Origin of the sequence: Kitasatospora putterlickiae (genome assembly GCF_039527695.1) — a bacterium.
Taxonomy (GTDB): domain Bacteria; phylum Actinomycetota; class Actinomycetes; order Streptomycetales; family Streptomycetaceae; genus Kitasatospora; species Kitasatospora putterlickiae.
The window spans coordinates 1-5,065 of record NZ_BAAAKJ010000233.1; the positions used below are offsets into that span (position 1 = coordinate 1).

General features: G+C 77.1%; 5 protein-coding genes. All 5 read right to left on the reverse strand.

The features are described from left to right. On the reverse strand, nucleotides 1-526 hold a 526-nt coding region (locus ABD308_RS23305), incomplete at its 3' end, for a YveK family protein (RefSeq protein ID WP_344338210.1). 65 nt (nucleotides 527-591) lie between these two features. After that, entirely contained in the window at nucleotides 592-1,707 is a 1,116-nt protein-coding gene (locus tag ABD308_RS23310) for a glycosyltransferase (protein ID WP_344338212.1), read from the reverse strand. Continuing rightward, nucleotides 1,704-2,528 carry a polysaccharide deacetylase family protein gene (locus tag ABD308_RS23315; RefSeq protein WP_344338214.1) on the reverse strand — a complete coding sequence of 275 codons (825 nt, stop codon included), beginning with the start codon at nucleotides 2,526-2,528 and terminating at the stop codon, nucleotides 1,704-1,706. Before ABD308_RS23315 ends, ABD308_RS23310 begins: the two co-directional genes overlap by 4 nt. Before the next feature lie 142 nt (nucleotides 2,529-2,670). Then, complete coding sequence (locus tag ABD308_RS23320) at nucleotides 2,671-4,404, reverse strand: lipid II flippase MurJ (RefSeq protein WP_344338216.1); 1,734 nt, start codon at nucleotides 4,402-4,404, stop codon at nucleotides 2,671-2,673. Beyond that, on the reverse strand, nucleotides 4,401-5,065 hold a 665-nt coding region (locus ABD308_RS23325), incomplete at its 5' end, for an O-antigen ligase family protein (RefSeq protein ID WP_344338218.1). The genes ABD308_RS23320 and ABD308_RS23325, both read right to left, overlap by 4 nt.

Consider the following 5,065-nt stretch of genomic DNA (forward strand, 5'->3'; position numbering starts at 1 on the left):
CGCCGATCAGCAGGCCGGCCGCGCCGCCGACCGCGACGTCCAGCCGCCCGGAGGGCGTCGTCGGCCTGGCCGGCTCCGCGGCGGCGGCCAGCGGGACCAGCCGGACGCCGGTCTCCTTGCTGTTGGTGTTGGCGAAGGCGATCAGCGAGCGGGCCACCGCGTCGGCCGCCCGGACGGCCTCCTGCCGGTCGGGCCCGGTGCCGGTGATCTCGATCATCGGCGCGTCCGGCGAGGTGGTGCCGTGCACCAGGGACTCCAGCTCGGCCAGGCGGTGCCCGGTCTCGGCGGCGGGCGCGTCCAGCACCTGCGGCCGGCCGGCCAGCCGGCCGTACGCCTGGGCGAAGTTGACCGCGGTGGCGGCCTCGCCCTGGGTCTCGGGCACCACGATCACATAGGAGTCGGCGGCGTACGAGGGGTGGGCGACGACGGCGTACCCGGCGCCGGCGGCGGCGCCCAGCGGCACCGCGAGAACCACCGGCCACCAGCGGCTGACCAGCCGGCGGGCACTTCTGCGCGGTTCGGTCATGGGGGACTCCTTGGCTATGAGGGCCGCCCGGCCGGCGGCCCGGCGTCTGTGAGGGTGCTGCCGTCTCACGGCCGGACCAGCCGGTCGTAGAGGGCGCCGAGGTCGGCGGCCACCCGGACGATGTCGTAGTGGCCGACCGCGGGGGGCCGGGGCAGCGGGTCGGGGCAGTGGTCGTCGAGGTGGCGCAGCTCGCGCAGCGCGGCCGTGTAGGCGGCGGCCTCGGAGGGGATCCGGCGGGCCTGCGGGGCGGCGCCGGGCGGCAGTTCGTCCAGCGCCGGGCAGGCGCTGTGGCGCACCGGCAGCCCGGCCGCGAGCCCCTCCAGCACACCGAGGCCGAAGGTCTCCTCGGTGGAGGGGGCGGCCAGCACGTCCAGGGCGGTGAGCAGGTCGGGCACGTCGTCGCGCTCGCCGGTGAGCACCAGGCGGTCGCGGACGCCGAGGGCGGCGGCCCGCCGTTCCAGGGCGGACCGCTCCGGGCCCTCGCCGACCAGCACCAGGCGGGAGGCGCCGTCCAGCCCGGCCAGTGCCTCCAGCAGGACGTGGAACCGCTTGCCCGGGACCAGCCGGCCGATCCCGCCGATCACCCGGCCGCCCGGCGGCAGGCCGAGTTCGGCGCGCACCCGGGCGCGGGTGGCGGCCCGGTCGGCGGGCGGGCGCCGGTAGCGGGCGGCGTCGACGCCGTTCGGGATCAGCTCGACCCTGGCCGGCGGCACGCCCCAGGCGTGCAGGGTCTGGGCGACCTGCCGGGAGACCGCGACGGTGGTGGTGCCGAGGCGTTCGGCGGCCAGGTAGAGGCCCTTGACGCCGCGGGTGACCGGGCGGCCCTCGATCACCCCGGGGTGCAGCGAGTGCTCGGTGGCGACCACCGTCCGCACCCCGGCCAGCCGGGCGGCCAGCCGGCCGTACAGCCCGGCCCGGTAGAGGTGGGTGTGCACCAGGTCGTAGCGCCCGGCCCGGACCTGGCGGGCCAGCCCGGGCAGCGCCCCGAGGTCCCGGTTGCCGCGCATGCCGAGGTGGTGGACGGTGACGCCCTCGGCGCGCAGCGCGTCGGCCACCGCTCCCGGGTTGGTCAGCGCCAGCACCTCGCAGTGCTGGTGGGCCGGCAGATGGCGGAGCAGCAGCTGGAGCTGGCGCTCGGCGCCGCCCGAGGCGAGGCCGGTGACGATGTGGAGAACCCTCATCTGCTGCTCGCCCGCTCGCCGTCGGAGCGCTCGGGACGGAGGGCGCGGCGGCGGGCGAGGCGCTGGCGGCGGAGTTCGGCGACGGTGTCGCGCATCCGGTGGCGGCCGCGCTTGGCGCGCAGGCGCCAGGCGCCGTCGCGGTCGCCGACGTAGCAGCGCGGCAGCGCGTACCGGCCGGTGAGCGGGGAGTGCGCGATCGCGCAGGCGTAGTCGTAGCCGGCGTCCCGCACGGCCAGGGTGGCGGCCAGGTCGACCGCGCCGTACGGGTAGCAGAAGCCGGTGACCGGCCCCCCGACCATCTCCTCCAGGACCCGCCGGCTCTCCCGGGTCTGGGCGGCGAGCACATCGGCGGGCAGGCCGGCCAGCGCCTGGTGGCCGAGGCCGTGCGAGCCGATCTCCCAGCCGGCGGCGGCGAGGTCGGTGACCTCCTGGACGGTGAGCAGGGTCTTCCGGGGGCCCTCGGTGTCCCAGTCGTTGGCCCGGCCGAGCAGGTCGGCGACCACGTACGCGGTGGCGGTGAAGCCGTACGCCTGGAGGATCGGCACGGCGTGGCGGGCGAAGTCGGCGTAGCCGTCGTCGAAGGTGAGGCCGACCAGCCGGTCGGCCCGGCCGGCCGCCCTGGCCCGCATCAGCTCCCGCACCGAGACCCCGCGCCGCCCGCGCCGGTGCAGCCAGGCGATCTGCTCGGCGAACCGCTCGGGGCTGACGGTCAGCTGGTAGGGGTCCTCCTTCTCGACCGCCACCGAGTGGTACATCAGGATCCACGGCGAGGTGGTCTCGGTGACCGGCGCCTCGGGCAGCGGGCGCCGGCTTCTGGGCAATTGCGCCGGCGGTCTGCGGAGGCCGGAGCGCGGCGTGTCGGTCCGTGGCGCGTCGGTGCGCGGCAGGTCGGTGCGCCGGGTGGCGGCCGCCGTTGCGGCGGGGCGGCGTACACCCGAGGGGACCGACCGGACTGATCCCCGTTCAGCATCCATGGGGAGGCTTCCCTTCATCGGCGACAGGAGACGGGCCGGGGACCGGCCCCAGGACCCGGAGGGCGGCCCGGACCGGGCCGCGCACCTCGCGGGCGCCGAGGCCGGTGCCCAGGGCGGCGAAGGCCAACGCGACGGTGAGACCGCCGAGCGCGGTGGACAGCAGGGGGTCGGCGGCGAGGCCGGCGGCGGGCATGCCGAGCGCGGTGGCTCCGGCCGCGGTGGCCAGCAGCCGGGCGTGGCCGCCGAGGACCCGGCGCAGCCGCAGCGGGATGCCGCGCAGGACCAGGCCGTGCAGCAGCAGCGCCGCCGTGGTGGTGATGCCGGCCGCGTTGCCGGCGGCCAGGCCGAGAGCGCCGAACCGGGGGGTGGCGAGCACGCCGACGGTGACGGTGACGGCCAGGCCGAACGCCATGGCGCCGGCCGGGTACCAGTCGAGCAGCCGGCGGCCGCCGTCCTCGGGGCTGGGGTCGCCGGCCCGGCGGACCACCGGGCGCAGCGAGAAGTAGGGGCGGATCATCACGCCGATCAGCGCTTGGGCGAGCAGTCCGAAGCTGTAGACCCGGATGACGGCGGCGGTGGCGGCGGTGTCCCGGGGGCCGAAGGCGCCGCGTTCGAAGAGCAGCTCGACCACCGAGGGGGCGCAGGCCATCAGGAAGGCGGTGCCGAGCAGGACGACGGCCGCCGCCTGGCCGAGGTCCTTCTCCACCCGGTCGCGGGCGGCGGTGAGGTCCCCGGCGGCGAGCGCCCGGGCGACCAGCGGGAAGGTGACGGTGCAGATCAGGATCCCGGCGGTCATGGCGAGCTGGGAGACCTTGGCCGCGTAGTTGAGGTGCGAGATGGTGCCGGGCGGCAGCGCCGAGCCGAGGAACCGTTCGATGAAGACCTGGGCCTGGCGGGTCAGGGTGAACACGCCGACCGGCAGCAGGGCGAGCGGGATCAGCACCAGGGCGTTGCGGGAGCGGCGGGTCCGGGCCCGGTGTCCGCCGCCGGCCCGCAGCCGGCGCAGGAACGGGCCGATCAGCAGGCCGGCCATCAGCAGGCTGCCGAAGGCGACGCCGATCGCGGCGGCGCGGACGCCCCACAGCGCGTGGCAGGTGAGCAGCACGCCGAGGATGCCGAGGTTGTAGGCGACGTAGATGCCGGCCGGGGCGGTGAACCGGTGGTGGGCGCGCAGGGCGGCGGCGAGGTAGCCGGCCACGCCGAACGGCAGCACGGTGATCGCGGTGATCCGGGTGCAGGTGACGGCGAGCCGGGGGTCGGCCAGGCCGGGGGCGAGCAGGTCGACCAGCCGGGGGGCGCCGAGCGCGGCGCCCAGGGAGAGCGTGGAGAGGGCGAGCAGCAGCCAGGGCAGGGTGGCGCGGACCAGCTGGCGGACCGGGTCGGGGCCGTCGGGGCGCTCCTCGCGGAGCACCAGGGCGAGCGCGAAGGCGGGCACCATCAGGAAGGACATGGCGTCCTCGATGAGCAGCGGTGCGGCGGTCTCGGGGACGGTCCAGGCGACCAGGAAGGCGTCGGTGCCCTGGTTGGCGCCGAAGTAGCGGGCGAGCAGGAGGTCGCGGAGCAGGCCGAGGGCGGAGCCGGCGGCGCTGAGCACGGCGGTGACGCCGAAGGCCTTGGCGAGGAAGCCGCGGCGCGGGCCGGGGGTGGTCGCGGTGGGGGCCGGCGCCTGCCGGGGGGCGGGCAGCGAGGGGGAACCGAGCGTGGTCGGCTGGTCGGTGGTCATGCGCCGGGCTCCAGAGTCGCCCGCTCGCCTGCGGGGGGCTCGGGGCGGGTGGTCGCCGGGCGGGTGGTCGCCAGGCGGGTGGTCGCCGGGCGGGCCGCGTGGGCGGCGAGGCCGAGGATGATCGAGGTCAGCACGGTGGTGGTGCCGCCGATGTCGGCGTAGAGGAAGTCGACCAGGACCCAGGTGAGCAGGGCGAGGGCGGCGAGGCCGGGGCCGCGCGCGGAGCGCAGGCAGCCGAGGAGCAGGCCGAGGAAGAGCAGGCCGTAGGCGACGATGCCGATGAGGCCCTGCTCGCTGAGCACCAGGAGGTACATGTTGTGCGGGGAGAGCAGCGGTTCGCGCTGGAAGCCGATGGTGGCGTCGGCTGCGTCGCTGCCGGAGGAGAGCCGCAGCGGGGCGTGGCTGTCGCGCAGTCGCTGGAAGGCCTTGGGGCCGGCGCCGGAGACGGGGTGGTCCTGCCAGATCCGCCCGGCGGTGGCCCACAGGTCGTAGCGGTCGGAGACGGACTGGTCGGGGGCGTCGGAGACGGAGCCGATCGAGCTGAGCCGGGCGGTGACGCCGGAGCCGCCGAGGCCGAAGCCGCCGATCAGGACGACGGCGGCGGCCGTGCCGAGGACGGCGCCGCGCACGGCGAGCCGGGCGTCGGCGCGCAGCAGCAGGA